Source organism: Pseudoxanthomonas gei, assembly GCF_010119615.1.
Classification (GTDB): domain Bacteria; phylum Pseudomonadota; class Gammaproteobacteria; order Xanthomonadales; family Xanthomonadaceae; genus Pseudoxanthomonas_A; species Pseudoxanthomonas_A gei.
Genome location: NZ_QOVG01000013.1, coordinates 22,690 through 43,425, shown reverse-complemented (window position 1 = coordinate 43,425; position 20,736 = coordinate 22,690). Strand labels below are relative to the sequence as shown.

Sequence of the window (20,736 nt, the reverse complement as noted above, 5' to 3'; positions counted from 1 at the left end):
AAAGCGACAGCCGCCACCACCGTATGACGACACGCGGCAGGCAAGGCGCACCTCCGCACCCGTAAGCGCAACCCCGCGGCGCACCAGGATGGCAGCGGGAAAGGCTGCTGGACGTGCGCGCGCGGAACCTGCATCGCAGCGCCAGCAGGCTGCTGCAGTAGATGCCCCCGACGTGGCAGTCGATGGTGTGATCGCGGGCTCGGCCAGTGACGCAGCAGCGAGACCGGACCAGGGAACGGATACTGAAACCGAAACCAGTACCGCCACGCAGATCGTCGACGCCATCCTTTCGCAGCTGAAACTGGGCAATGTGGCCTTCAATGCGCCCACGACAATCAACATCGAGGACACAGTGTCCATCCATGTCACCTTGAGTCCGTCGGAAACCGCGGCCGTGCTGGAGGCGCGCGTGGAAGGGCCGGGGGAAAAGGTCTCTTTGCCCCTGCAGGTATCCAACAACATGGAGGCGCGCCTCAGCGGCGAAGGCTTCAGGATCGTGCCGGTGACCAGCGAGCGCCAGGCGGTGTCGTCGGGCGTCACCGATTGGATCTGGGACGTGACTCCGCTCAATGCCGGCAGGCACACGCTCACCCTGACCATTGATGCGCTGATCGACGTCAATGGCGAAACCGTGCCCAGGACCCTGCGTACGTTCCGCAAGCCGATCCAGGTGGAAGTGACCACCACCCAGCGCGTCAGCGGGCTCCTCAGCGAGCATGGCAAATGGCTGTGGACCACGCTGCTGGTGCCGATCTTCGGCTGGATGGCCAGGAAACGCAGTGCCAGGAACAAGTCCGCCGCTCCGCCTGCGAATGAAACCTGAAGCTCTCGAACCGCATCAATGCAATGACTTGATCAAGGAAAAACAATGAACCTCCTTCGTGCAGTACTGACCGCCAGCGTCCTGCTCGCAGGCTGCCTCGCCGCTGCCCACTCGTGCGCGCAATCTTCATCGCCCAGCCAGGGCAGGATCGTTGACAGCGTCGGCGCGGTGCTGGCGCCGCGTGATCGGGTGGCGCCTGAAAACGGAATGCTGCAGGAGCGGCTGGACGCGCTGCTGCCGCAGCTGATGAAGGAGGCCGAGCTGGACCTGTGGCTGGTGATTGCGCGTGAGTACGCGGAGGACCCGGTCTATTTCACCCTGGTGCCGCAACCCAGCCATTCGGCGCGACGCACCACCATGCTGATCTTCGACCGCCAGGCCGATGGAAGCGTGAAGCGGCTGTCGATCAACCGCTATCCATTTGGCGCGCCTTACGAATCGGCGTGGTCCGGAGGCGATCTGGACGCGCAGTGGAAGGCGCTGGGTGAGTTGATAGCAAAACGCGATCCAAGACGCATCGGCATCAACGTGTCGAAGCAGTGGCCCGTCGCCGACGGCCTGACCCACGGGCTGCACCAGCAGTTGCTGGCGGCGCTGCCGCCGGGCTACGAGACCCGGCTGGTTCCGGCCGAACACCTGGTGGTGCGCTGGCTGGAAACCCGCAGCGCCTCCGAACGCGCCGCCTATCCCCATGTGGTGGGACTGGCTCGTGGCGTGATTGCCGAGGCTTTCTCGGCCCAGGTCATCACCCCCGGCGTCACCCATACCGACGATGTGGCCTGGTATATCCGCCAGCGCTTCGAGGCGCTGGGCCTGCCGATCTGGTTCATGCCGGACGTGAATTTCCAGCGTGCAGGCGGCAAATGTGCCGTCGATGCTCCGTTCTGCGGGGAGGAAGGGGTGATCCAGCCCGGGGACGTACTGCATACCGACGTCGGCATCTGTTACCTGAAGCTGTGCACCGATACCCAGGAGATGGCCTACGTCGCGCGCGTGGGTGAGCGCGACGTGCCGCCAGGGTTGCAGCAGGCATTGGCCACCGGCAATCGCTGGCAGGACCTGCTGACCGCCAACTTCCGCACCGGCCTCACCGGCAACCAGATCCTCGTCGCGACGCGGCGGCAGACGCAGGCGGCCGGCATCCTGGCTTCCACCTATTCGCACCCGGTCGGTTTCTTCGGCCATGCACCGGGCCCGGCCATCGGCATGTGGGACAACCAGGAAGCCAGCCCGGGGCAGGGCGACTGGCCGCTGCATGCGATGACCGTCTACGCGATCGAGGGCAACATCAAGGCCGCGCTGCCGGAGTGGAATGGCCAGCACGTGCAGATCAAGCTGGAGCAGACCGCGTTGTTCGACGGCGAGCGTGTGCATTATCTCGCCGGTCGGCAGACGCAGTGGCACGTGGTGCGCTGAGTTGCTTGCATTGCAGTGTCCGTGGCGGGAGCAGATCCAGTCTCGAACTCCACGCGGATTTATCCGGGTGCAGCTGCCTCCACGGCCCAGCCGCGATGCATACCCTCATCGTGCACCGGCTGGCGATATAGTCCTGTAACGGTTTTTTTGCTGGAGCTGCCATGTCCGCGCCACTGACCCTGCCTACCGCCATGCTGTCGGAACTGGAGGCGGCCTACGCGACGCCGCCGCGCGCCTACCACCACTTCGGCCACGTGCAGGACGTATTGCATCGCTTCGCTGACATCACCATTGGACCGGGTTGGACCCAGCCAGTGGAGGTGTACCTGGCGGTGCTGTACCACGACGCGATCTATGAAGCGTCGCGCAGGGACAACGAGGCGCGCTCGGCCGAACTTGCAATGGCTGAAGTTGCGCGTTGGCTGCCCGATGCGGGCATCGACACCCTGCGCGTGGCCGAGCTGATCAACCTCACCGCGCGGCACGGGCAATTGTCGCCGGCGGATTTCGGTGACGACGGCTTTTCATTGGACACGCTTCACTTCCTGGATTGCGACATGGCCATCCTGGGCGCGTCGCCGGAAGTGTTCCACACCTATGACAGGGGCATTGCCGAGGAGTACGCGGGCCGGATGCCAGGCTTCCTTTTCCGGCTCAATCGCAGGCGTTTCCTCAGGGGTTTGCTGGCCCGCGAGCGGATCTACCTGAGCGACTGGTTCCACCATCGCTACGACGCGCAGGCGCGGGACAACCTGCGCCGCTTGCTGGATCACTGAAGCCAGGGAGGTTGCAAGCGGCGGGGCGGCGAGCGCGGCATCGGCTGGACTGGAATGGTGCTGACCAAAGGTCCTCAATCACCTTGCGGACGTGCGCCCATTTCAAGCTGGGTGAGGTAGAGGCGCAGGTCGAATTCCAGCTGGTGGTAGTCCGGGGCCATGTGCATGCACAACTGGTAGAAGGATTTGTTGTGGTCGCTTTCCTTCAGGTGCGCCAGTTCATGGACGACGATCATCTTCAGGAATTCCGCCGGCGCGTCTCGGAACACGCTGGCGATGCGGATCTCGCGGCTGGCCTTCAGCCTGCTTCCCTGCACGCGTGACACAGTGGTGTGCGTGCCCAGTGCATGCTTCACCACGTGCAGCTTGCCGTCGTAGACCACCTTGTTGAGCGGTTCGGCCTTGCGCAGGTAGCGGTCCTTCATCTGCACGGTGTATTCGTACAGCTGGCGATCATTGCGCACGGCGTGCGCCTCGCCATATTTTTCGCTGAGGATAGTGCCCAGGCGATCCTGGTCGAGCAGGGTGCGGACCCGATGCTGCACTTCTTCCGGATATCCGGACAGGTATTTGAGCGGTTGCATGGCCCAACCATACCCGCTCGTGGCGCTACAGTAAGCCCATGCACGCCATCCACGATCCGCCGCCGCAACCTCCCGAGAAGCCCGACCCCGGCGACTGCTGCGGGGGCGGCTGCCTGACCTGTGTCTACGATGCCTATGAAGCGGCGTTGGAGCGCTATGAGGAAAGGCTGGCAGCCTGGAAGTTGCGCCAGCCGCCCCACGAGCCCGAGGCGCCATAGGGCTGACTCAATCGCGATGTGTTTTAAGGTGCTGATCCGATGGCGACCCAGGTCGCTCCCGTGCACCTACGCAGCAGGAAGGTGGTCGTAGCGGGTACGGTAGACCTCGCGCTCGTCCACGCAGTACTCGCTGCCCATTGCGAACTTGCGGCAGATGCCTGGGCGCTGGTCGTAGATGCTGCAGCACATGCGCAGCGGATCGATCGCCACGCACCAGCCATCCTCGCCGTGGGCCATCACTTCCACGCCGTGGTCGTTGCGTGCAACCAGGTGCCGTGGCACCTGGTCTTCGGGCATCACCACCACCGTCAGGCGGCAGCACACCGCATCGCAGCTGCTGCAGGAGACGCTGTGGTCGATGCCGTCGCCTTCCAGGTAGCCGGCGTCCGGGCTGTCAGCTTCCAGGCCACCCTCGATCAGGCGCAGGGGGATGCTGCTCATGCGGCCGCCAAGGCCGGCGGCAGTGCGCTGTTGCCGCGGCGATAGCTCAGCAGGCGGCCGCGGAAGGGCTCGACGTCCTTCTCGTTGAAGCGGCTGGGCTGTTCGGTGACTTCGTAACCCTGCGCCTCCATTGCCCGGGTGAACGGCGCGCTGTTGCCGCGGCCCGGATCGGTGACCAGCAATTCGGCATCCGGGCTGGCGTGGCGCAGCATCATCGCCGCGATCTGCGCGGCGTGGTCGCGCTCGTACAGGATGTCGCTGCCGATGATCAGGTCGAACATGCCGAGGTTGGTGTCCGGTACCGACCACGGCAGGTCACGGTAAGTCACCGCTGGCAGGTTGTTCAGGCCGGCGTTGTAGGCCAGGAAGGATTCGGCCAGCGGGTGGTGGTCGCTGGCGACCACGTTGGCGCCGCGATGGGCGAGCACCAGGCTGGACAGGCCCAGCCCGCAGCCCAGTTCGAGGATGCGCTTGCCGGCAACGTCGAAACTGCTCATGGCCTCGGCCAGCACCCGCCCGGAAGGCCAGATCTGACCGAACAGGCTCCACAGGGACGAAGAAATGCCTGCGCGCGAGGCACGCCCGGTCGGGTCGGCGAACTGCTGCAGGTCGCTGAGCGCGCGAATGCGGAAGTCGTGGCCGCCGAGGCGGACGGTATGCAGGCGGGTGGCGTAGCCCGGCATGGGGCGCTCCAGGAGAGGCGTCGGGATGGCTGGGTCCGGCAAGGGACGAGCGACGCGGGGAAAGGAGCGAAGCGGGCGACTGAGCTAGGGCCGGGCGAAACGCGCTGGGGTGCAGTTGCGCTGCCATTCTACGCCACCCGTCTAAACGGCTTTTCATGTGCTGTTTCTGACGGTATGCGGGCTGGCCGGTGCGATCGCCCCAGTGCAGTAGGATTGGACTGCATCCTGAGGAGTGAACGTGATGATCCAGCGCTTCGAAGTCGGACCCCGGTTGTCCGAGATGGCCGTGCACAACGGCACGGTGTATCTGGCCGGCCAGGTGGCCGATGACACCAGCCTCAGCATCCAGGGCCAGACCCGGCAGGTGCTGGAGGCGATTGACGCGTTGCTGGCGCAGGCGGGCAGCGACAAGGCCAGGATCCTGCATGCGCAGATTTTCCTTCCAGACCTGCAGGATTTCGCTGCCATGAACCAGGTCTGGGAAGCCTGGGTGGTGCCGGGGCATACGCCCACCCGGGCCACGGTGCAGGCCGCGCTGGCCAATCCCAAGTGGAAAATCGAAATCGTGGTGACTGCGGCGGTCTAGTTTCTGCTGGCGGCGGTCATCGGCAGCGCAGTCCGCAACCGCTGGCCGCGTGGTGCATGGCAGCCGGGCAAGCCGAGCCCGGTAAAAAAAGAAAAGGGCGGGCTCCGTGGGGAGCATCCGCCCTTTGGACCCTCGGCCGTCGTGCGGCTTACTTGCCCTTTTTCTTTTCCTGCTTGTCGGCGCGCTTTTCCTTCAGGGTCTTGGCGGGCGCCTTCTTTTCGCTTTTCTTCTGGTCCATTCCCTTACTCATACAGGCCTCTCGTCGGTGTGCCGCTGGATGTGGTGGATGCTGGCGCCTGCACGATGCGGCGAGCGCGGCGCCTAGTGTCGGCAACCCGGTGCATTCCCGTCAATCGGCCGTTGCAGTTGGCGACGCTGGGTATTCAGCCACCAGGGTTCAGAACTTTTCGCCGACCGGCAGGTAGCGCCATTCGCCGACCGGCATCTTGCTGAGCGGGATACGGCCGATGCGGATGCGGCGGATCGAGCGAACCTCCAGCCCCACCTGCGCGCACATGTGCCGCAACTGGCCCGGCCGCACCGCCTTGATCGCGAAGCGCAGGTTGTCCTCGTTCTGCCAGCTGACCTTGGCGCGGGGCAGGGCACGGCCCTGGTAGAGCATGCCGTCACACAGCTTCGGCAGGCCATAGGGCGCCAGCTCCCCCTCCACCTCCACCACGAATTCCTGCTCTATCAGGTCGGCATCCTCGCTCAGGCGGCGCCAGACGCGGCCATCCTGGCTCAATACCACCAGTCCGCTGGCCTCGTCGTCCATCGGCATCAGCGGGGTCAGGCGCACGAAATGGCGCTTGAGAACGCGGATGGAAGGGTCATCGCCCGCGGTGTGCGATTCGGGCATGGCCAGCTTCGCCACCGCATCGTAGGCCACGCCGGCAGGCTTGTGCAGCAGCAGGGTGGCTGGCTCGGCGACGTCCAGGTCGGCTTCGGGGTCGATGACAACGACCTGGTCCGTGATCGGGTGCTGGGGTGCATCGATGACTTCGCCATCCACGGTCACCCAGCCGCCCTGGATGTACTGGTCGGCCTCGCGGCGGGAACAGCCGGCGATTTCGGCGACGCGTTTGGCCAGGCGGACGGGATCGGGCATGGAAGTTCAGGGCTGAAGCGGGCGTGCAGTGTAAGCGCTGGCACGCAAATGCAAGGTTTCCACCGGTTCCGGCTGCCATGCAGGCACAATGGGCCTCCCTGGCCACACCCCCCACTGGATGAAGACCCCGCAAGGCCTGCAAGCGCTGATAGATGACGGCGTGATCGACGAAGTGATGCGCCCGCTCAAGAGTGGCAAGGAGGCGGCCGTGTATGTGGTGCGCTCCGGCGACGACGTGCGCTGCGCCAAGGTGTACAAGGACATGGCCCAGCGCAGCTTCAAGCAGCGTGTGCAGTACCAGGAAGGTCGCAAGGTGCGCGGCAGCCGCGAAGCCCGGGCCATTGGCAAGGCCAGCAAATACGGTCGCAAGCAGCAGGAAACGGCCTGGAAGAACACCGAGGTGGATGCCCTGTACCAGCTGGCCGATGCCGGCGTGCGGGTCCCGCAACCCTATGGCTATTTCCATGGCGTGCTGGTGATGGAGCTGGTCACCGATGCCGAGGGCTTCTCCGCGCCCCGCCTGGGCGAGCTGCAGCTCGATGCCGGACTGGCCCGCGATTACCACGCCTTCCTGGTCAAGCAGGTGCAGCTGATGCTGTGCGTCGGCCTGATCCACGGCGACCTCTCGGCCTACAACGTGCTGGTAGGCGCCGAAGGCCCGGTGGTGATCGATTTCCCGCAGGTGGTCAGCGCTGGCGGCAACAACGCCGCGCGCGCCATGCTGCTGCGCGACGTCAACAACCTCACCGCCACCCTGGGCGCTTTTGCCCCGGAGTTGCTGGACAGCTGGTACGGCGAGGAAATGTGGGCGCTGTTCGAAACCGGCGATCTGCTGTCCGACACCCCACTGACCGGCAAGTTCGTGCACGACGAGCGCAGCGTCGACCTGGATGGCGTGCGCGAAGCGATCAACGACGCGCGCGAAGAGGCGCTGATCCGCGAACAGGGTCGCCAGGCCGCCGCCGAGCAGGATTGACCCGCCTTATTCGCGCCGGAGCCAAGCATTGGTGCTGGAGCTTCCTGATGGAGCTTCATAGCGACTTGAGCCGCTCCTGCGATGCCCTGAAACACACTCTCACCCCAGGATCAAAGATGACCATTCCCATGCACGCCGCTTCCGTTCCCGTATTCCAGCAATTGCTGGGCAGCCTGGACCAGCTACTGGCCAAGGCCGAGGCACACGCGGGCGAGCGCAAGATCCAGCCCGATGCCTTGCTGCAGGCACGGCTGTTCCCGGACATGTTTCCGCTGAGCAAACAGGTACAGATTGCCTGCGATTTCGCGCGTGGCGTGTCGGGCCGGCTGGCGGGAGTGGAATTGCCCGTGTTCGATGGCGAGCAGGCCAGCTTCGCCGAGTTGCGTGGCCTGATCGCCAGCACGCTGGAATTCATCGGCGGCCTGGACGCTGCAGGCTTCGAAGGCGCCGGATCACGCGAAATCGTGCTGCGTCCCGGTACGCCCAAGGAAAGGCGCATGGGCGGCCAGGCCTACCTGCTGCATTACGGCCTGCCGCAGTTCTTCTTCCACGTCACCACCGCCTACGACCTGCTGCGTCACAATGGCGTGGAAGTGGGCAAGCGCGACTACATGGGCGCGTACTGAACCAATCGTATCGATGCACAGTGGAGTATCAGAGAAATGACCAGTCGTAGCGCAAAACCGTGGGATCGCAAGAATCCCGCAGGCCCGGGCGGGCACGTCAAGCTGACCCCGGAACAGATCGAGCAGGCCAGGGCGCGCGCGGAAGCCGCAGGTCGCGCCTACCCGAACCTAGTCGACAACATGTACGTGGCTTCGCTGGCCCGCAAGCGCGGCGCGGCCAAATCCTGATGATGCACGCGGGCCGCAATCACAGGCAGTGCGCATGAGCTGGGTCGCAGTAGTGCTCTTGTTAGTGGGCGTTTATCTGGCGATCAAGGTCGCCGGGTTCGCGCTCAAGCTGTTCCTTTGGGCCGTGGTTATCGGCATCGCGTACTGGCTGCTGGCGCCCATGCTGGGATTGCCGGTTCCGTTCTGAACACATCACCACGTGTCATCTGGCTGAAGCGAAAAGCTAACCATATTTCAATGGAAGCATCGCTATCCTGATGCCACGTCCGCGATGGTCGCAGGCAGGAACCAGTTCCTGCCGGGCCATGGCGGACGACCAGATCAGGCCATCGCATTCGCATGCAACCAGGCCACCGCGCCCTTGCCGGCGCGGTGGCCGCTGGCGAAGCAGGCGGTCAGCAGGTAGCCGCCGGTAGGTGCCTCCCAGTCCAGCATCTCGCCCGCGCAGAACACGCCGGGAATCGCCGACAACATCAACGATTTGTCCATCGCCTCCAGGCGCACGCCGCCGGCACTGCTGATGGTTTCCGGCAATGGCCGCGGCCGGAGCAGGCGCAGCGGCAGGCGGTGGATGGTGCGTGCCAGGGTGTCCGCGTCCTCCATTTGCGGCTTTTCCAGTACTTCGTAGACCAGGGCGGCCTTGGCGCCGGTGATGCCTGCCTGTCGTCGCAGATGGTCGCTGATACTGCGATGTCCGCGGGGTTTGCCGAGATCCTGCTGCAATCGCTGCAGGCTGCGGCCTGGCGCCAGGTCCAGTTGCACAGCGGCGTGGCCGTCGCGTTCTATTTGGTCGCGCAGGTCGGCGGACAAGGCATAGATGAGGCTGCCCTCGATGCCGTGTGCACTGACCACGCATTCACCCTGCAACTGCTGCGTGCGTCCTTGCGAGTCCTGCCAATGGGCGACCACCGGTTTGAGCGGGGCGCCCGCATGGCGGGTCTTCAGGTGTTCGCTCCAATCGATATCAAAGCCGCAGTTCGCAGGTTTCAGCGGGGCCACGTCGACGCCCTTGTGCAGAAGCCAGGGTTGCCAGGCACCATCGGAGCCCAGTTGCGGCCAGCTGCCGCCGCCCAACGCGAGCACCGTCGCTGCGGCTCCGACCTCGATGTCACCCTGCGGCGTGGCGAATCGCAGCGCATTGCCGTTCCAGCCCAGCCAGCGGTGATGGACGTGGAATTGCACACCGCTTTCGCGCAGGCGGCGAACCCAGCCGCGCAGCAGCGGCGCCGCCTTGAGGTCGTTGGGAAACACCCGGCCGGAACTGCCGACGAAGGTCTCCACGCCAAGGCCGCGCGCCCATTCGCGCAATGCCTCTGCATCGAAGTCCCTCAGCCAGTGATCCACTGCACCGGCGCGTTCGCGGAAACGTTGCATGAAAGCCAGGCGGTTGTCGGAATGGGTGAGGTTGAGCCCACCCTTGCCGGCGATCAGGAACTTGCGGCCGACCGATCCCTTGGCTTCGTATACGTCCACCTCGATGCCCGCCGCACGCGCCACCTCGGCGGCCATCAGGCCCGCTGGACCGCCGCCTATAACGGCCAGCCTGCTTGCGCCTGCGGAAATCGGGGTCATGGGGCGGGTCAGTGCGGCTTGACGCCGAGCAGCTCGACCTCGAACACCAGCGAGGCATTGGGCGGTATCGCGCCGCCCGCACCATTGATGCCGTAGCCCAGGTCCGAAGGAATGAGCAGCACGCGCTTGCCTCCCACCTTCATTCCTGCCACGCCCTCGTCCCAGCCGCGGATCACCTGGCCAGCCCCGAGCAGGTAGGTGAAAGGCTCGCCGCGCTTGACCGAACTGTCGAATTCCGGGCCGCGATGATTGGAGGCATTTTCGTCGTAGAGCCAGCCTGTGTAGTGCACGGTGACATCGGATCCGGCCGTGGCGGTCGCTCCGGTGCCGGTCTTCTCGTCGATGCGTTGCAACTCGGCGACACTGCCGCCGGGAAACGGGCCGGGTGAACTGCAGGCGCAGAGGCCAAGCATCAACAAAAGCAGAAGCGTGAAACGCATGTGGATTCCTCGTCCCGGGGCCGCGCAGGGTAGCGCATGAGGCTGCGCGGTATCATCCCGCATGGCCAAACTCCTGCTCAACCTGCGCAACGTACCCGAAGATGAAGCCGACGAGGTGCGCGCCTGGCTCACCGATAGCGGGATGGATTTCTACGAGACCCAGCCCAGCCCCTGGGGCATTTCCCACGGCGGCATCTGGATGCGCGAAGACGCGGACATCGTCCGCGCCAAGGCACTGATGGCCGACTACCAGGCCGCGCGCCGGCAACGTGTGCTGGCGGAACAGGCCGCCGCGCGCGAGCGCGGCGAGCAGGACAGCTTCGGCAAGTTGCTCAGGCAGCGCCCGCTCTATGTGATCGGCGTGCTGGCCGCCATCGTCGCCATCGTGGCCCTGACCCTGGCCCTGCCGTACCTTTTCCTGCGCTGAGGCAATCAGCCTTCCTGGTTCACCGCCATGCGGGTTACCAGTGCGGCAGTCGCTGGTCGTATTCCGCTTCCAGCCTTGTATGCGTCGGCCAGAAGCCGGCCGGGGTGCGTCCCTCGAGCCGGTCGGCCAGGATGTCGACGTGGGTATGCCAGCCGCCGGCCACGCTGAGCATCTCGTCGCGATTGCGCAGGCGGCTGTGCACGACCCGCAGGATCACCTCGTCCCCCGCTTCGCTGAGTTCGAAACGCACATGCGAGGCGTCGTCGCCTTCGCCGAAGGTGTAGGCGAGCAGGTGCTGTGGCTCGCAAGCGGTGAGGGTGCCATTCAAGGTGGTCGGGCCTGCATGCGCGGCGTATTTCACGGGCGGCGTGCCATCGTGGCCGGTCAGCGCTGAATTGTTGAATCGCAGCGCGACCCTCCCACCGGAGCGCAGCTCCATATCGCCGCCGGCGAACCATTGGCTGCGCTTTTCCGGTTCGGTGAGATAGGCCCACACCCGTTCGATCGGGCCGGGCAGGGTGCGTTCGATTTGAACGGTGGCGGGTGCGATCACCCTGGCGTAGGAGTCATTCATGGCGCTGCTCCGGCATCTTGCAGGGGTTTCAGAAAAGCGTGGCAAGTGATTCCAGCATGGTGTTCCAGCCGGCCTCGGTGCGTTCGGCGTAGTCGGCCCACTTCACGTCCATCACATGCACCAGGGTCAGCACGCAGCCGCCGCCGGACGCGGCAATGTCGATCTGCACGCGGCTGGGGGCGTCGTCCGAATCGCCCTTGACCGCCCAGGTGAAAGCGAGGCGATGTGGTCGCTCCATCTCCAGGTATTCCCCGACGTGGTCGACCAGCTGGCCGTTGCGTTCCACCTTCAGCGAGAACTGCCCACCCACGCGCGGGTCGACATCCAGCCGCACCACGTTCTCCTCCCGCACCCGCGGGCCGAACATCCACATGCCCAACGTGCGTGGCACCAGCCAGGCATCGAACACGCGCTCCGGCGTGGCGTTGAGGAAACGCGTGGCGGTGACCTGGAAATTGTTTTCGTTGTTCATGATGTCCTGCCGTGTTCCGGTTCGATGGGGTCGGCTTCCAGTGCGGCCTGAAGCGCGTCAAGGCGCTGGGCCCAGAACTGCTGGTAATACCCGAGCCATTGTCCGGCCTCGGCCATGGCCTCGGCGCGAAGCTGGCACAGGTGGGTGCGTCCCTGGATTCGACGCTCCACCAGGCCGGCGCGTTCCAGCACCTTGATGTGCTTGGAAGCGGCAGCCAGCGAAATCCGGAAAGGGGCGGCCAGTTCCCCGACGCTGTGCGGGCCACTGCTCAGGCTGCGCAGCATGCGGCGCCGGGTGCCATCGGACAGGGCCTGGAATACGGAATCCAGCGCGGTAGAGTCATATTCAACCATGCGGTTGAATATCTCCCGACCCACGGCAACTGTCAACCCTTTGGTTGAATTATTTATCGGGGGGGGGGAGCGGCTGGGTTTTACAATGGCGGGATGATCCTCAATACCGCTGCCTATCATTTCGTTCCGGTCTCCGACCCCGCTGCATTGGCGACGCAATTGCGTGGCTGGGCCGAGGCAGCCGGATTGCGGGGTACTGCCCTGGTGGCGCCGGAGGGCATCAACCTGTTCCTGGCGGGCGGGAATGACGCCGTGCATAACTTCTTCTCGCAGCTGCGCTGCGATCCCAGGTTCACTGACATTCGCGTCAAGTACAGCCAGAGCGCCGTGCAGCCATTCGCGCGCCTGAAAGTGAAGATCAAGCCGGAAATCATCAGCTTTCGCCGCGATGACGCTTCGCCTTTGAGCGGGCGTGCGCCCTCCGTGGCACCGGCGACCCTGGCGCAGTGGTTGCAGCAGGGCCATGACGATGACGGGCGAAGGGTGCTGCTGCTGGACACGCGCAATCGCCAGGAAGTCGAGTACGGCACCTTCGCCGGTGCGATGACCCTGCCGATCGACCGCTTCACCGATCTGCCCGCCGCCGTCGAGGCCCAGCGCGACCAGCTCGCCGATACCACCGTGGTCAGCTTCTGCACCGGGGGCATACGTTGCGAAAAAGCCGCGCTGTGGATGCAGGAGGCAGGCATGGACAACGTGCTGCAGCTGGAAGGCGGCATCCTGGGCTACTTCGAGCACGTGGGCGGGCAGGGCTATGACGGCCATTGCTTCGTCTTCGATGAGAGGGTGGCGCTGGACGCGCAGCTCAAGCCGCTGGTGGATGCGGCCTGAGGTTTCACTGCGGGCTATGATCCCGGGCACACAGGTCGGCATCAGCGGACCGTTCGCGCGAGGTCATGCATGCTCACCGTCCACCATCTCAACAACTCCCGTTCTCAGCGCGTGCTCTGGTTGCTGGAGGAACTGGGCCTGGACTACAACGTCGTGCGCTACCAGCGCGATGCGCAGACCATGCTGGCGCCGGCCGAACTGCGCAGGGTTCATCCGCTGGGCAAATCGCCGGTGCTGGTCGATGACCAGAACACCTTGGCCGAGTCGGGGGCCATCCTCGAATACCTGGTGGAACGCTACGACACCGCGCATGACTTCGCTCCGTCGCCAGGAACGCCTGAAAGCCTGCGTTACCGCTATTGGATGCATTACGCGGAAGGTTCGGCGATGCCGCCGCTGTTGATGAGCCTGGTGTTTTCGCGCCTGAAGAAGGCACCGATGCCGTTCCTGGTAAAGCCGGTGGCGCGCGGGATTGCCGACAAGGTGATGAAGACCTTCGTAGGGCCGCAGGTGAAGTTGCACTTGGAGTACATGGAAAGCGAACTGGGCAAGTCACGCTGGTTTGCAGGCGGTGAGTTCAGCGCGGCCGATATCCAGATGAGTTTTCCTGTGGAAGCCGCAGGCGCACGCCATGGACTGGACGACAAGCCCAACCTGCGAGGCTTTCTGCAACGTATCCATGAGCGACCGGCCTACCAGAAAGCGCTGGAGCAGGGCGGCCCGTTCGATCTGTTGAGCTGACCGGTCACGGGATGCAGCATCCCGGCTGTCCGGTTTGGCAATGCCGGGCGCCGCCCCCATGTCGAAAGCCATGACTTCAACGGCAGCGCCCATGATTCCCTATTCGATACTCGATCTGGCCCCCGTCTGCGAGGGCAGTGACGCCGCGCAGGCATTCCGCAATACGCTCGAGCTTGCCCGGCATGCGGAAGGCTGGGGCTACCAGCGCTACTGGCTGGCCGAACACCACAACATGCCCGGCATCGCCAGCGCGGCCACCGCCGTACTGATCGGCTATGTCGCCGGCGGCACCAAGACCATTCGTGTCGGGGCAGGCGGAGTGATGTTGCCCAACCATGCGCCGCTGCAGGTGGCCGAGCAGTTCGGCACCCTGGCTTCGCTGTATCCCGGCCGCATCGACCTGGGGCTGGGACGCGCGCCCGGCACCGACCAGCCCACGGCCAAGGCCTTGCGCCGGTACTTCGACAGTGCCGAGCAGTTTCCGCTTGATGTGCAGGAACTGCTGGGCTATTTCGATGCCGCACAACCAGGCCAGCTGGTGCGGGCCGTGCCCGGTGCGGGCCTGGACGTGCCGGTGTGGTTGCTGGGCTCCAGCCTGTTCAGTGCGCAGCTGGCGGCAGCGCTCGGTCTCCCCTTTGCCTTCGCTTCGCACTTCGCGCCCGATGCAATGGACCAGGCGCTGGCGGTGTACCACCGCGATTTCCGCCCGTCTCGGCATCTTGCGCAGCCCCACGCGATGCTGGCGCTGAATGTCGTCGCCGCCGGGACCGATGCCGAAGCCAGGCGGCTGTTCACCACCGCGCAGCAGAGTTTCGTCAACCTGCGGCGCGGCAAGCCCGGGCTGATTCCCGCGCCCATCGACGACATCGAGGCCTACTGGCAGCCGCATGAAAAACTGGGCGTGGAGAATGCGCTGGCCTGCAGCGTGGTCGGTGATGCGGACACGGTGAAGCGGGGCATAGCGAAATTCGTTGACCGCCATCGCCCCGACGAGCTGCTGCTGGTGGCCAATGTCTTCGACCAGGCCGCGCGCCTGCGTTCCTTCGAAATCGCCGCCCAGGCGATGCAAGCCTAGCGGTGTAGGCCTAGCGGTGTAGGAGCGACGCAAGTCGCGAAGCTCCGGAATCATGGCCCGGCAAAATCTCGGCAATCAGACAGCGCGAGCTTCGCGACTTGCGTCGCTCCTGCAAGGGCCGGGTGGGTTAACTTTGCCTTCAGACCGCATTGCCCGCGGCATGCCCCGACGCCCACGCCCACTGGAAGTTGTAGCCGCCCAGCCAGCCGGTGACGTCGACCACCTCGCCTATGAAATAGAGCCCGGCGTGCTTCTTCGACTGCATCGTGCTGGAAGACAGTTCGTCGGTGTCCACCCCGCCCAGCGTGACTTCGGCGGTGCGGTAACCCTCGGTGCCGCTGGCGACCAGAGGCCAGGATTGCAGCTGCGCGGCGATGGCGCGCAGCTGCGGGTCGTTGAACTGTTTCATGGGCCGGTTCGGCAGCCACAGTTCGCACAATCGCTGCGCGAACCGTCGTGGCAGCAGGTCTGACAGCACTGTTTTCAGTTCTGCGGCCGGCCGGGCGGCCTGTTGCGCGCGCAGCAGGTCGAAGGCATCGGCATCCGGCAACAGGTCCAGGCGCAGGTCATCGCCTGGTTGCCAGTAGGACGAGACCTGCAGGATCGACGGCCCGCTGACGCCGCGATGGGTGATCAGCATGAAGTTGCGGAAGCTCTTTCCATTGCAACTGGCGTCGACAGGCAAGGCCACGCCGCTGAGGTCGTGCAGGTTTTCCTGGTGCTTGCCGGTCAGGGTCAGCGGCACCAGTCCTGCGCGCGTCGGCAATACGGTGTGACCGAACTGGCGCGCCAGTTCATAGCCGAATCCGGTCGCGCCCATGCTGGGGATGGACAGGCCACCACAGGCCACCACCAGTGCCGGCGCTGACAATGCGCCGCGTGTGGTGCGCAGGCGGTAGACGCCATCGCCGTGCTGCACGCTTTCCACGCTGCAGCTGGTTTCGATATGCACCCCGGCTGCCTCGCATTCGTCGAGCAGCATTTTCACGATCTGCTTGGATGACTCATCGCAGAACAGCTGGCCCAGTTCCTTCTCATGGAAGGCGATGCCGTGGCGTTCGACCATTTCGATGAAGTCGGCGGGCGTGTAACGCGCCAGCGCCGATTTGCAGAAATGCGGATTGGCGGACAGGTAGTTCGCAGGCGTGGTGCCGGTATTGGTGAAGTTGCAGCGCCCGCCGCCGGACATCAGGATCTTCTTGCCCACGCGGTTGGCGTGTTCCACCACCAGCACCCGCAAGCCGCGCCGGCCCGCGGTCAGCGCACACATCAAGCCGGCCGCGCCGCCGCCGATGACCAGCACGTCGTGGCTGTGGCTCATGCGACTACTGGCCCGCGCTGGCCGCCTGGCGGACGACCGGCCTGACCTCGATGGTCACTTCGCCGCCCAGCACCTGCAGCTCGCCGTCCTGGATCATCACGTTCAGGCGCATGCCGCGCACCGTCAGCGATACAAGTTGTTCCACGGTTTCGACGGGAATATCGATCACCGTCAGGTTCTTGCTGCGCTGGAGCGAGTTCGCGTTCTTGTCCCACCAGATATCCGAGCTGCGCCCACCATAGGTGAACAGCACGACCTGGCGCGAACGGCCGCAGGCCTTGCGGATGCGTGCCTCGTCAGGCTGTCCCAGGTCGATCCACTGCACGATCTCGCCGGTCATTTCCTTGCGCCACAGGTCTGGTTCGTCGTCCTGGCTGAGGCCCCGGCCGAATTCCAGGCGCTCGTCAGCGAACATGGCGAACGCCAGCACCCGCACCATCAGCCGCGCGTCGGTTTCAGAAGGATGCTGGGCCAAGGTCAGGTTGTGGGTCGCGTAGTAATGCCGATCCATGTCGCTGATCTGCAGTTCGGCCTTCACGACCGTGGATTTGAGCGCCATCGAGGTGCCTGGGGAAAAGGTCGGCCATGATACGTCCTTGTCCCATGGAGGCCGGCCGTGTCAGAGCCAAGCGCCAGTACAGATCGCCCCGTCGCCAGCACGCTGCAGTTGCCCCAGGGCGACTGGGCGACGTTGCTGGACGGGTTGTGCGCGAGGTTTCCCAGGATCGAGCGCACGCAGTGGCTGGATCGATTCAGGCGCGGGCGTATCCAGGATGCGCAATGGCGCCCATTGGCGGCCGACACGCCATACCGCACGGGCATGACGGTGCATTATTTCCGTGAAGTAGCGGAGGAACCCGTGATTCCTTTCGAGGAAACGATCCTGTCGGTGGATGAACATCTGGTGGTCGCCGACAAGCCCCACTTCCTGCCGGTGGCGCCGACCGGGATTTACGTGCGCGAGACCTTGCTGACCCGGCTGGTGAAGCGGCTGGGCAATCCGGACCTGGTGCCCCTGCATCGCCTGGACCGGGGCACGGCCGGCCTGGTGCTGTTTTCGGCCGAGCCCGCCAGCCGCGATGCCTACCAGGCCCTGTTCCGCGAGCGCCGCATCGACAAACGCTACGAGGCAGTGGCCGCCGCCTTGCCGGAGCTCGACTTCCCCTTGCAGCGGGCTTCGCGGATCGTGAAGGGCGAGCCCTTCTTCCGCATGCGCGAGGAGCCAGGTCCGGCCAATGCCTGGACCCGGATCGAGGTACTGCAGCAGCAGGGCCACTGGTGGCGGTACGGCCTGTCCCCGGTCAGCGGCCGCAAGCACCAGTTGCGGGTGCACATGGCCGCCCTCGGGGCGCCTATCCGCAACGATGCCTACTATCCCGGGCTGGCCGGACAGGTGGCGGACGACTATTCGCGCCCGTTGCAGCTGCTGGCGCGGGGGCTGGCGTTCGTGGACCCTATCAGCGGGGTCCGGCGGAGGTTCGAAAGCTCCTGGGACCTGCAGGAGGGGTCTTAGCGACCGCCACCGCTGGTGTCTGGCGCTGCCGGTGGGGCGTTTTCGTCCTGTCCTGGCTCACGGGTGGACTGCTTCTTGGCCAGTTTCTCGTCCTGCTTCTTCTTCTTGGCGAGCTCGCGCTGCTTCTTTTCAAAGGAATAATTGGGCTTGGCCATGGGCTTCTTTCCGGGGAGGGACCCCAGTTTAGGGCAAACGGGCGGTTAACCGGATGAGAGGCGTTCTGTGAGGGGGGTTGGCTTTTCGGTGAAAAGGCGTGTAACGTGCAGGCACTGTGTTTGCTTGGGTCACCGTAAATCGTGGCCTGATGCAGCGATCCAAAACGATCAGCTACATCTTTCCGCTTTGCTTAACACCTGCAACTCAGTCTCGGCCCGGGGTCCCCGGCCGTGATTTTTTTCATCCGTTTCAGGAGTTTCAAAGATGTCTGACCGTCAAACCGGTACCGTCAAGTGGTTCAACGATGCCAAGGGTTTTGGCTTCATCACCCCGCAGAGCGGCCCGGACCTTTTCGTGCATTTCCGCGCGATCCAGGGTTCCGGCTTCAAGTCGCTGCAGGAAGGCCAGAGCGTCAGCTTTGTCGCCGTGCAGGGCCAGAAGGGTATGCAGGCTGATGAAGTCCAGCCGCTGTAATAGCGACTGACTCGTTGTCCGAAACGCCGGGGCTTGCCCCGGCGTTTTTGTTTGTGCGGCATCCATCCGTGCCGCGGGCGCGTAGCCTGTGCCCATGAAATCCCTGAAGTTCGATAACCGCTTCATCGCGGAAATGCCTGGCGACCCAGTGATCGGCCCGGGCGTGCGCGAAGTCCGCGCTGCTGCGTATTCCCTGGTCCGCCCGACCCCCGTTTCCGCTCCAAGCCTGTTGGCATGGTCCCGTGAAACGGCCGGCCTGCTGGATCTGGACGCATCGGACCTGGCTTCGCCCGAATTTGCGCAAGTGTTCGCCGGCAACGCGTTATTGCCGGGTATGCAGCCCTGCGCGGCCAACTATGGCGGCCACCAGTTTGGCCACTGGGCCCGCCAGCTGGGCGATGGGCGGGCCATTTCCCTGGGTGAGTTGATCAACCGGGCAGGGCAGCGCTGGGAGCTTCAGCTCAAAGGCGCCGGTCCGACCCCTTACTCGCGCACAGCCGACGGCCGCGCGGTGCTGCGCTCTTCCATCCGCGAATTCCTGTGCAGCGAGGCCATGCATCATCTGGGAGTGCCGACGACGCGCGCGCTGAGCCTGGTCGGTACCGGTGATCGCGTGGTCCGTGACATGTTCTATGACGGTCACCCCCAGGCCGAAGCCGGCGCCATTGTCTGCCGGGTGGCCCCGTCCTTCCTGCGCTTCGGCAATTTCGAGCTGCCTGCCTCACGCGGTGAATTGGCGCTGCTCAGGCAACTGGCGGACTTCACCATCGATCGCGACTTCCCGGAGATCGGCGGCGATGGGGAGGCGCGTTACGCCCAGTGGTTTGCACAGGTCTGCGAACGCACTGCGGTGATGGTCGCGCATTGGATGCGGGTGGGTTTCGTGCACGGTGTGATGAATACCGACAACATGTCGATACTCGGGCTGACCATCGACTACGGGCCTTACGGCTGGATCGACGACTACGATCCCGACTGGACCCCCAACACCACGGATATGCAGGGGCGGCGCTACCGCTTCGGCTGGCAGCCGAAGATCGCCTATTGGAACCTCAACCGCCTCGCAGGCGCGCTTTCCCCGCTGTTCGGCAACCCGCAGCCGCTGCAGGAGGGACTGCAGCGCTACCGGGAGGCCTATGCCGGTGCCGAGCAGGACAACATCGCGCGCAAGCTGGGGTTCGCTGAGTGCCTGGACCAGGACATCGCCCTGATGGAAGACCTGCAATCGCTGTTGCAGGCAGGGGAAATGGACATGACGATCTTCTTTCGTGCGCTGGCGCGAATCGACGGGGACGAACCTTCCCCGCAGCCATTCGCCGATGCCTTCTACGATGAAACCAAGCGTGTGGCAGTAGCTCCCCTGTTGTCGGCCTGGCTGCAGCGATACCGGCAGCGCCTGCAATCCGATCCGCTCGACAGCGTCGCGCGAGTGAAAAGGATGAATGCCGCCAACCCGCGCTTCGTCCTGCGCAATTACCTGGCCCAGCAGGCCATCGATCGGGCGGAGCAGGGCGATGCCTCCGGGATCGCGGAGCTGCTCGAGGTCATGCGCCGGCCGTACGAAGAACAACCGGGCCGTGAGGCTTATGCGGCGCGGCGCCCGGAGTGGGCACGGGATCGTGCCGGCTGCTCGATGCTCTCCTGCAGCTCGTGACGCGTGCTTTGCAGGCTCGGCGAGGGCATTGTTCAATCGGCGTGCAGACCTGCTGCGGGTCCCTTCACGGGTCATTGCCCGCAAAAGCGCTTAGATCACTGCTGATGATCAGGAGAATCAAATGACCGACCGCGCCGCCAACATCCAGCATCTCGCCAGCCTCATCAAGGACGTCGAGATCGCCATGCTCACTACCACCCAGGCCGATGGCAGGCTGGTCAGCAGGCCACTGGGGACGCAACAGGTCGAGTTCGACGGTGACCTGTGGTTTGCTACTGCAGCCGACAGCGAGAAGGTGGCTGAAATCCGTGCCAATCCGCAGGTCAACGTGTCCTACGCATCGGCGGGCAAGAACACCTACGTATCCGTGTCCGGCAAGGCGTCGATCGTGGCCGACCGGGCGAAGATCGAAGCGCTCTGGTCGCCGCCCATGAAGATCTTTTTTCCCGAAGGCAAGGATGACCCGAACCTGCGCCTGATCCGCGTGCGTGCGGAGAGCGCCGAATACTGGGATGGTCCGGGTACGGTCATCGGCAAGGCGCTTTATCTGCTGGTGGCGGCGGTAAGCGACGATCTGGGCGCCATGTCCGACAACGAGACCCTGCAGATCCGTTGAGGATCGGGGTCGGTAGACGGGAGACATGGAAGACGGGAGGGCAGCCCTTGAT

General features: G+C 64.7%; 29 protein-coding genes. 17 read left to right on the top strand and 12 right to left on the bottom strand.

Annotated features, from left to right (window positions below; genetic code table 11):
• Positions 1 to 172: 172 nt before the first annotated feature.
• The 3 genes from DT603_RS15330 to DT603_RS15320 all read left to right on the top strand — a co-directional run bounded on the left by DT603_RS15330 (position 173) and on the right by DT603_RS15320 (position 3,015).
• Entirely contained in the window at positions 173 to 823 is a 651-nt protein-coding gene (locus tag DT603_RS15330; protein ID WP_162350859.1) for a hypothetical protein, read from the top strand.
• Positions 824 to 868: 45 nt separating this feature from the next.
• Positions 869 to 2,239 carry a M24 family metallopeptidase gene (locus tag DT603_RS15325; RefSeq protein WP_162350858.1) on the top strand — a complete coding sequence of 457 codons (1,371 nt, stop codon included), beginning with the start codon at positions 869 to 871 and terminating at the stop codon, positions 2,237 to 2,239.
• A 161-nt stretch (positions 2,240 to 2,400) separates the two neighbouring features.
• Positions 2,401 to 3,015, top strand: a complete 615-nt coding sequence (locus DT603_RS15320) for an HD domain-containing protein (protein ID WP_162350857.1) — start codon at positions 2,401 to 2,403, stop codon at positions 3,013 to 3,015.
• 74 nt (positions 3,016 to 3,089) lie between these two features.
• On the opposite strand, the gene DT603_RS15315 is transcribed toward DT603_RS15320, so the two are convergent.
• On the bottom strand, positions 3,090 to 3,599 hold the full coding sequence (locus DT603_RS15315; protein WP_162350856.1) for a M48 family metallopeptidase: 510 nt from the start codon (positions 3,597 to 3,599) through the stop codon (positions 3,090 to 3,092).
• A 38-nt stretch (positions 3,600 to 3,637) separates the two neighbouring features.
• Here DT603_RS15315 and DT603_RS15310 point away from each other — a divergent pair, with 38 nt between their 5' ends.
• Positions 3,638 to 3,817 carry an oxidoreductase-like domain-containing protein gene (locus tag DT603_RS15310; protein WP_162350855.1) on the top strand — a complete coding sequence of 60 codons (180 nt, stop codon included), beginning with the start codon at positions 3,638 to 3,640 and terminating at the stop codon, positions 3,815 to 3,817.
• Between the two features lie 66 nt (positions 3,818 to 3,883).
• Here DT603_RS15310 and DT603_RS15305 read toward each other — a convergent pair whose 3' ends face one another.
• Together DT603_RS15305 and DT603_RS15300 are read right to left on the bottom strand one after the other, a co-directional pair.
• On the bottom strand, positions 3,884 to 4,258 hold the full coding sequence (locus tag DT603_RS15305) for a YkgJ family cysteine cluster protein (RefSeq protein WP_162350854.1): 375 nt from the start codon (positions 4,256 to 4,258) through the stop codon (positions 3,884 to 3,886).
• Positions 4,255 to 4,941, bottom strand: coding sequence for a class I SAM-dependent methyltransferase (locus tag DT603_RS15300; RefSeq protein ID WP_162350853.1), 687 nt, complete (start codon positions 4,939 to 4,941; stop codon positions 4,255 to 4,257). The genes DT603_RS15305 and DT603_RS15300 overlap by 4 nt, the downstream gene beginning before the upstream one ends.
• A 241-nt stretch (positions 4,942 to 5,182) precedes the next feature.
• Between DT603_RS15300 and DT603_RS15295 the strand changes: the two genes are divergently transcribed.
• A complete protein-coding gene (locus DT603_RS15295) occupies positions 5,183 to 5,527 on the top strand; it encodes a RidA family protein (RefSeq protein WP_162350852.1) in 345 nt (114 codons plus the stop codon).
• Between the two features lie 397 nt (positions 5,528 to 5,924).
• Here the strand turns inward: DT603_RS15295 and DT603_RS15290 are convergent, their stop codons facing one another.
• Positions 5,925 to 6,635 carry an rRNA pseudouridine synthase gene (locus DT603_RS15290; RefSeq protein WP_162350851.1) on the bottom strand — a complete coding sequence of 237 codons (711 nt, stop codon included), beginning with the start codon at positions 6,633 to 6,635 and terminating at the stop codon, positions 5,925 to 5,927.
• 118 nt (positions 6,636 to 6,753) lie between these two features.
• Here DT603_RS15290 and DT603_RS15285 point away from each other — a divergent pair, with 118 nt between their 5' ends.
• The 4 genes from DT603_RS15285 (at position 6,754) to DT603_RS15270 (ending at position 8,652) form a co-directional block, all read left to right on the top strand.
• The gene (locus tag DT603_RS15285) at positions 6,754 to 7,611 is read left to right on the top strand and encodes a PA4780 family RIO1-like protein kinase (protein ID WP_162350850.1); all 858 of its coding nucleotides are present in this window, start codon (positions 6,754 to 6,756) and stop codon (positions 7,609 to 7,611) included.
• Between the two features lie 116 nt (positions 7,612 to 7,727).
• On the top strand, positions 7,728 to 8,237 hold the full coding sequence (locus tag DT603_RS15280; RefSeq protein ID WP_162350849.1) for a DUF1993 domain-containing protein: 510 nt from the start codon (positions 7,728 to 7,730) through the stop codon (positions 8,235 to 8,237).
• Between the two features lie 36 nt (positions 8,238 to 8,273).
• Entirely contained in the window at positions 8,274 to 8,465 is a 192-nt protein-coding gene (locus DT603_RS16155; RefSeq protein ID WP_246191886.1) for a hypothetical protein, read from the top strand.
• A 34-nt stretch (positions 8,466 to 8,499) separates the two neighbouring features.
• Entirely contained in the window at positions 8,500 to 8,652 is a 153-nt protein-coding gene (locus DT603_RS15270) for a hypothetical protein (RefSeq protein WP_162350848.1), read from the top strand.
• A gap of 134 nt (positions 8,653 to 8,786) precedes the next feature.
• On the opposite strand, the gene DT603_RS15265 is transcribed toward DT603_RS15270, so the two are convergent.
• Entirely contained in the window at positions 8,787 to 10,037 is a 1,251-nt protein-coding gene (locus DT603_RS15265) for a TIGR03862 family flavoprotein (RefSeq protein ID WP_162350847.1), read from the bottom strand.
• Positions 10,038 to 10,045: 8 nt separating this feature from the next.
• Complete coding sequence (locus DT603_RS15260; protein WP_162350846.1) at positions 10,046 to 10,477, bottom strand: FKBP-type peptidyl-prolyl cis-trans isomerase; 432 nt, start codon at positions 10,475 to 10,477, stop codon at positions 10,046 to 10,048.
• A 61-nt stretch (positions 10,478 to 10,538) separates the two neighbouring features.
• On the opposite strand from DT603_RS15260, the gene DT603_RS15255 reads away from it, so the two are divergent.
• Positions 10,539 to 10,904 carry a DUF6164 family protein gene (locus DT603_RS15255; protein ID WP_162350845.1) on the top strand — a complete coding sequence of 122 codons (366 nt, stop codon included), beginning with the start codon at positions 10,539 to 10,541 and terminating at the stop codon, positions 10,902 to 10,904.
• Positions 10,905 to 10,938: 34 nt separating this feature from the next.
• Here the strand turns inward: DT603_RS15255 and DT603_RS15250 are convergent, their stop codons facing one another.
• The 3 genes from DT603_RS15250 to DT603_RS15240 are packed head-to-tail and all read right to left on the bottom strand — an operon-like array spanning position 10,939 to position 12,303.
• The gene (locus DT603_RS15250; RefSeq protein ID WP_162350844.1) at positions 10,939 to 11,478 is read right to left on the bottom strand and encodes an SRPBCC family protein; all 540 of its coding nucleotides are present in this window, start codon (positions 11,476 to 11,478) and stop codon (positions 10,939 to 10,941) included.
• A gap of 28 nt (positions 11,479 to 11,506) precedes the next feature.
• The gene (locus tag DT603_RS15245) at positions 11,507 to 11,950 is read right to left on the bottom strand and encodes an SRPBCC family protein (protein WP_162350843.1); all 444 of its coding nucleotides are present in this window, start codon (positions 11,948 to 11,950) and stop codon (positions 11,507 to 11,509) included.
• Positions 11,947 to 12,303, bottom strand: coding sequence for an ArsR/SmtB family transcription factor (locus DT603_RS15240; protein WP_162350842.1), 357 nt, complete (start codon positions 12,301 to 12,303; stop codon positions 11,947 to 11,949). The genes DT603_RS15245 and DT603_RS15240 overlap by 4 nt, the downstream gene beginning before the upstream one ends.
• 93 nt (positions 12,304 to 12,396) lie before the next feature.
• On the opposite strand from DT603_RS15240, the gene DT603_RS15235 reads away from it, so the two are divergent.
• The 3 genes from DT603_RS15235 to DT603_RS15225 all read left to right on the top strand — a co-directional run bounded on the left by DT603_RS15235 (position 12,397) and on the right by DT603_RS15225 (position 14,950).
• Positions 12,397 to 13,134 carry a sulfurtransferase gene (locus DT603_RS15235; protein ID WP_162350841.1) on the top strand — a complete coding sequence of 246 codons (738 nt, stop codon included), beginning with the start codon at positions 12,397 to 12,399 and terminating at the stop codon, positions 13,132 to 13,134.
• A 69-nt stretch (positions 13,135 to 13,203) separates the two neighbouring features.
• On the top strand, positions 13,204 to 13,875 hold the full coding sequence (locus DT603_RS15230) for a glutathione S-transferase (RefSeq protein WP_162350840.1): 672 nt from the start codon (positions 13,204 to 13,206) through the stop codon (positions 13,873 to 13,875).
• 91 nt (positions 13,876 to 13,966) lie between these two features.
• Entirely contained in the window at positions 13,967 to 14,950 is a 984-nt protein-coding gene (locus DT603_RS15225) for an LLM class flavin-dependent oxidoreductase (RefSeq protein ID WP_162350863.1), read from the top strand.
• A 139-nt stretch (positions 14,951 to 15,089) separates the two neighbouring features.
• On the opposite strand, the gene DT603_RS15220 is transcribed toward DT603_RS15225, so the two are convergent.
• Both DT603_RS15220 and DT603_RS15215 read right to left on the bottom strand, forming a co-directional pair.
• Positions 15,090 to 16,271 (bottom strand): BaiN/RdsA family NAD(P)/FAD-dependent oxidoreductase, encoded by a 1,182-nt coding sequence (locus DT603_RS15220; RefSeq protein ID WP_162350839.1) that lies wholly within the window; start codon positions 16,269 to 16,271, stop codon positions 15,090 to 15,092.
• A gap of 4 nt (positions 16,272 to 16,275) precedes the next feature.
• The gene (locus tag DT603_RS15215; RefSeq protein WP_162350838.1) at positions 16,276 to 16,830 is read right to left on the bottom strand and encodes a YaeQ family protein; all 555 of its coding nucleotides are present in this window, start codon (positions 16,828 to 16,830) and stop codon (positions 16,276 to 16,278) included.
• A gap of 57 nt (positions 16,831 to 16,887) precedes the next feature.
• Here DT603_RS15215 and DT603_RS15210 point away from each other — a divergent pair, with 57 nt between their 5' ends.
• Positions 16,888 to 17,784: a pseudouridine synthase gene (locus DT603_RS15210; protein WP_162350837.1), complete on the top strand. Its 897-nt coding sequence runs from the start codon at positions 16,888 to 16,890 to the stop codon at positions 17,782 to 17,784.
• Here the strand turns inward: DT603_RS15210 and DT603_RS15935 are convergent.
• On the bottom strand, positions 17,781 to 17,939 hold the full coding sequence (locus tag DT603_RS15935) for a hypothetical protein (protein WP_170295416.1): 159 nt from the start codon (positions 17,937 to 17,939) through the stop codon (positions 17,781 to 17,783). The two genes, DT603_RS15210 and DT603_RS15935, sit on opposite strands and share 4 nt — an antisense overlap.
• A gap of 265 nt (positions 17,940 to 18,204) precedes the next feature.
• On the opposite strand from DT603_RS15935, the gene DT603_RS15205 reads away from it, so the two are divergent.
• From DT603_RS15205 to DT603_RS15195, 3 genes are all read left to right on the top strand, one after another.
• Complete coding sequence (locus tag DT603_RS15205) at positions 18,205 to 18,414, top strand: cold-shock protein (RefSeq protein WP_093279947.1); 210 nt, start codon at positions 18,205 to 18,207, stop codon at positions 18,412 to 18,414.
• 94 nt (positions 18,415 to 18,508) lie between these two features.
• Positions 18,509 to 20,068 (top strand): protein adenylyltransferase SelO, encoded by a 1,560-nt coding sequence (locus DT603_RS15200; RefSeq protein WP_162350836.1) that lies wholly within the window; start codon positions 18,509 to 18,511, stop codon positions 20,066 to 20,068.
• A gap of 121 nt (positions 20,069 to 20,189) precedes the next feature.
• Positions 20,190 to 20,684: a pyridoxamine 5'-phosphate oxidase family protein gene (locus DT603_RS15195; RefSeq protein WP_162350835.1), complete on the top strand. Its 495-nt coding sequence runs from the start codon at positions 20,190 to 20,192 to the stop codon at positions 20,682 to 20,684.
• Positions 20,685 to 20,736: the final 52 nt, after the last annotated feature.